The 4,009-nt window shown below is 63.4% G+C and carries 4 protein-coding genes; all 4 read right to left on the bottom strand.

Annotated features, from left to right (window positions below; genetic code table 11):
• Window positions 1-330: flagellar motor protein MotB (locus EOC06_RS41990; RefSeq protein ID WP_281062028.1), on the bottom strand; the 330-nt coding region annotated here is incomplete at its 3' end.
• A complete protein-coding gene (locus EOC06_RS08370) occupies window positions 327-953 on the bottom strand; it encodes a hypothetical protein (RefSeq protein ID WP_128307492.1) in 627 nt (208 codons plus the stop codon). The genes EOC06_RS08370 and EOC06_RS41990, both read right to left, overlap by 4 nt.
• 3 nt (window positions 954-956) lie before the next feature.
• A complete protein-coding gene (gene fliF / locus EOC06_RS08365; RefSeq protein ID WP_128307491.1) occupies window positions 957-2,603 on the bottom strand; it encodes a flagellar basal-body MS-ring/collar protein FliF in 1,647 nt (548 codons plus the stop codon).
• Window positions 2,604-2,735: 132 nt separating this feature from the next.
• Window positions 2,736-3,800 (bottom strand): flagellin, encoded by a 1,065-nt coding sequence (locus EOC06_RS08360; RefSeq protein WP_127270046.1) that lies wholly within the window; start codon window positions 3,798-3,800, stop codon window positions 2,736-2,738.
• Window positions 3,801-4,009: the final 209 nt, after the last annotated feature.

Below are 4,009 nucleotides of genomic sequence, written 5' to 3'. Positions count from 1 at the left end.
GTTCTGTCCGGCTTTGCTGGTCGCCTCTTGCGGATCGTCGGCCGTCAGCCCCATGGCGCGCGGACCGTCGCCGAGATCCTCCAAGCCCTTGCGGCTCGAATTGCGGTCGACCAGCTTGACCGGGTTGAAGTAGCTGGCGACGGCTGCCTTGGTCTGCTCGTTGGCGGCGTTGATCAGCCACATGACCAGGAAGAAGCACATCATGGCCGTCATGAAGTCGGCGAAGGCGATCTTCCAGACGCCGCCATGGTGGGCCTCGTCATGGTCGTCATGGCTGCGCCGCACGATGATGATCTCGTGGCGGCCGTGGTCGGCGTCTGCGACGCTCATGCCAGGACCTCCGAGAGGGCCGTCGACCATTCGGCCATGCGCGTCTCGAACACTGCTTCGTCGATGGCGACGGTCAGGTCGAAACCTGGCGCCTCGACAAAATCGAGATTGGCGGCGCCGGGTCCGAGCGACGCCTTCAGTGTTTCGAACATCGAGAGCGGGCCGCGCACGACGATGCGCACCGCTTCAGCATCGCCGACCGCTTCGCGGATGGCGCCGGCCAATGCCTCGATCGAACGTTTCTGCAGATCGTCGCTGACGATGCCGCCGATGATGCGGGCGACCGTGGCGGCGACAAGTCCGGTGACGCGCGCCTCCATGGCATCGATGCGCAACGAGACCGCCTTGCCGACATCGTCGCCGAGGCTTTCGAGAAATATCCTTGCTTCCTCGGCATTGGTCTGGCGTTCGGCTTCGAGCGCGGCGTCATGCGCAGCCGACAGGCGGACCTCCAGCGCTGCCTCCGCCTGGGCAACCGCCTCGGCGATCAGCGTGCCGATATCGGCCTGCGGCGCCGGCGTCTCGGGCTTGTGTTCGGGATCGATTGCTGCCCGGGACTGGCCGGCACGTTGCGCGCGCGTCCCGAAATCAGGCAGAAGGTCGAAGAGGGCTACGGAGGGCATGGTTTACACCGCCACTTCCTGGGCGGCCCATTTGCGCAGGATCTGCGCGGTGCGCTCCTCGTTGAGATCGACCATCCTGGCAAGCCTGTCCTGCGGCGCCGGCCGGATCTTCTGGCGAAGATCGTCGAGCGGCGTGGGGCCTGGGCGTGTGCCTGGCAAGGTCCCAATAGCGGCACTGTCGGTGGCCGCCATTGCCTCCGGCGTCGGCAGCGAGCGCTGGACGTCGTCGAAGCTGGGACCTGCCAGGGCCGGAGTAGCCTTTGCCGTCAGCGCCACGGCCATCGGCCTCAGGCCGAAGAAGGCGACCAGGAACACCACGACGATGAAGGCACCGGCATTGATCATCGTGCCGGCATGCTGGCCGATCGAATCGAGCATTCCCGCCTGCGGGATCGCCTCGCCATCCAGGCCGTCGATGAACTCGACCGCCGAGACGTCGATGATGTCGCCGCGCTTTTCGTCAAGGCCGGTAGCGGACGTGACCATCTTCTGGATCTCGGCGACGCGCTTGGCGATCTGCTCCGGCGTGGCGTCCTTGCCGAGGATGGCCGTCAGCCGTTGCTGATTGACGACCACGGCAATCGACATCTTGGTGACGGTGTAGCCGTTTGAGACCGTGGCGATCTTCTTGGAATTGATCTCGTAGTTGGTGATCTCTTCCCTGCGGTCGTTCTGCGAGGAGGATTGCGGACCATCGGTGGCGGTTGCCTGGGTCTCGGGCAGGTTCTGCTCGACGCTGGCCGGAGTGGAAGCCTGCTTCTGGTTGTTGTTCTCGTTGGCCCGCACCGACTGCACCGAGCGTTCGACGCGGGAATTCGGATCGAAGATGGTCTCTTCCGTCTGGCGGGTGTCGGTGTTGACCTCGGCCTTGACGCTGGCGCGGAAATTGTCGGGGCCGAGATAGGCCGTCAGCGCACGGCGGATGTTGTCTCCGATCTGCGCCTCCACGGTCTGCTCGACGCCGAGCGTGCGGGCGGCGCTGGTGTTGGAAGGATCGTCGCCGGCGGCCAGCAGATTGCCGCTGGAATCGAGAACAGTCACCTTGTCTGCCGACAGGCCGGGAACGGCGGCGGCGACGAGATGGCGGATCGACATGGCGCTCTTCTCGGCGTCGATGCCGGCGTAGCGGATGACCACGGAGGCCGAGGGCTGCTGCTCGTCGCGGCGGAAATTGGCCCGTTCTGACATGACGATGTGGACCCGCGCAGCCTTGATGCCCGATATGGACTGGATGGTGCGGGCGATCTCGCCTTCCAGCGCGCGCACGCGGGTGATCTGCTGCATGAAGGAGGTGAGGCCGAGCGAGCCGACATTGTCGAACAATTCGTAGCCGGCATTGGCGCTGGTCGGCAGGCCCTTTTCGGCAAGCAGCATGCGGGCCTGAGCGGTGGTGCCGGCCGGCACCAGAACCGAGGTTCCATCGGCGCCGACATCGAAGCCGATGCCGGCTTCGCCCAGCACCAGGCCGATCTGGTTCACGTCGGCGCGGTCTAGTCCCACATAGAGCGTGTCATAGGCGGGGCGGTTGAGATAGACCGAGGCGATGCCGATGACGCCCATCACCAGAACGGCGATGCCCGCCAGCATGGCGAGGCGCTTCACGCCAAACCCGCGGAGATTCGAGATGATGCTCTGGATCTGTTCCGGCACGGTTCAACGACTCCCAGCATGATTGTCCGCCGGAACTCTAGTCTTCGAAGCTTGTGCGAAAATGAAATCGGGCCGCGCTGGCGGCGCGGCCCGATTATCTGATGGAAAGGACGGCGCCGGTGGCGCCCGTGATCAGCTCTTGAACAGAGACAGGATCGACTGCGAGGCGCTGTTGGCGATCGACAGCGCTTGAACGCCGAGCTGCTGCTGAACCTGCAGTGCCTGGAGCCGGGTCGATTCCTTGTTCATGTCGGCATCGACAAGCTGGCCGACGCCGCGGTCGATGGAGTCCATCAAACTCTGGGTGAAGGTCTTCTGCAGGTCAATGCTGCTCTTGGCGGAACCGAGGATGGTGGCGGAGTCGGTCAGCTGGGCCATGACGTTATCGATCCTGTTCACCATCTGCGTGATGATGTCGTCGGTAATGCCTGGTGCCGTGATATCGAGGTTGTAGGCGGAGATATTGTCGACCTTGGCGACCGCTCCCGCCGCCGTCTGGCCGGCGGTGTTCGCGGCGATGTCCGTTCCTCCGCCCGCGATCACGCCCGCATAGGCGTTGTCGTACAGGGTCTGGGCGGCGCCCGTGGAATAGATGGACGTCTGGCGATCGAGGGTTCCGTAATTCTTGACCTCGGCGGCGAGGCCGTAGTCGAAAAGCTTGGTGCTCTCGACATCGATATCGATCGTCCCGATCGAGATGGCGCCGGATGAGGAACGATTGAATGAGGACACGATCTGGGAGTCGGGCTGGACGCCGTCATTGGCGGCCGCAACCTGCTTTGAGGTCACCGCTAGGAAGTTCGAGCCTGAAAAGGTGGCCGCATCGGCGAACGACTTCATCTGCGCCTGAAGCGCTTTGATCTCGGTCTGCGTCTTTGCCTTGGCTGCGTCCGTCTGGCCGACGGTCGAAAGCAGCTTGGTCTTGATCTGGCCGATCGTTGTCAGCACATTGTTCATGCCGGTGTAGGCGGTGTCGACTTTCGAGGCGCCGAGGCCGAGTGCATCCTGCACCGTCGACAGGGCCTGGTTGTCGGAGCGCATCGTGGTGGCGATCGACCAGTAGGCCGCGTTGTCCGAAGCTTGCGAGACACGGTAGCCCGTCGATATGCGGGCCTGTGTCTGCTCGAGTGACTTGTTGGTGGCGCTGAGGCTTTGAAGCGCGGTTAACGCCGCGGCGTTGGTCATGATACTCGCCAAGAAAGTCGCTCCTTCTCAAAGGCCGGCATGCTCAGACATGCCGGATAGGCCTGCTTCAACCGTGGTATCGTGCCAGTAGGGCCGATTCGCCAACCGTTGTAAGCTATTGGTTAACCATAATTAGCGGGACATGGTTAACAGCCTGTTAAACGCGGCCTTTCGAGAGTTAACGACAGAGCGTTGCGCGCGGTCCGAGCAAACGAAATCGG

This window comes from Mesorhizobium sp. M7A.F.Ca.MR.362.00.0.0 (assembly GCF_004023175.1).
Taxonomy (GTDB): Bacteria; Pseudomonadota; Alphaproteobacteria; order Rhizobiales; family Rhizobiaceae; genus Mesorhizobium.
The sequence above is the reverse complement of the archived record's forward strand: the minus strand, read 5'-3'. Positions and strand labels throughout refer to the sequence as shown.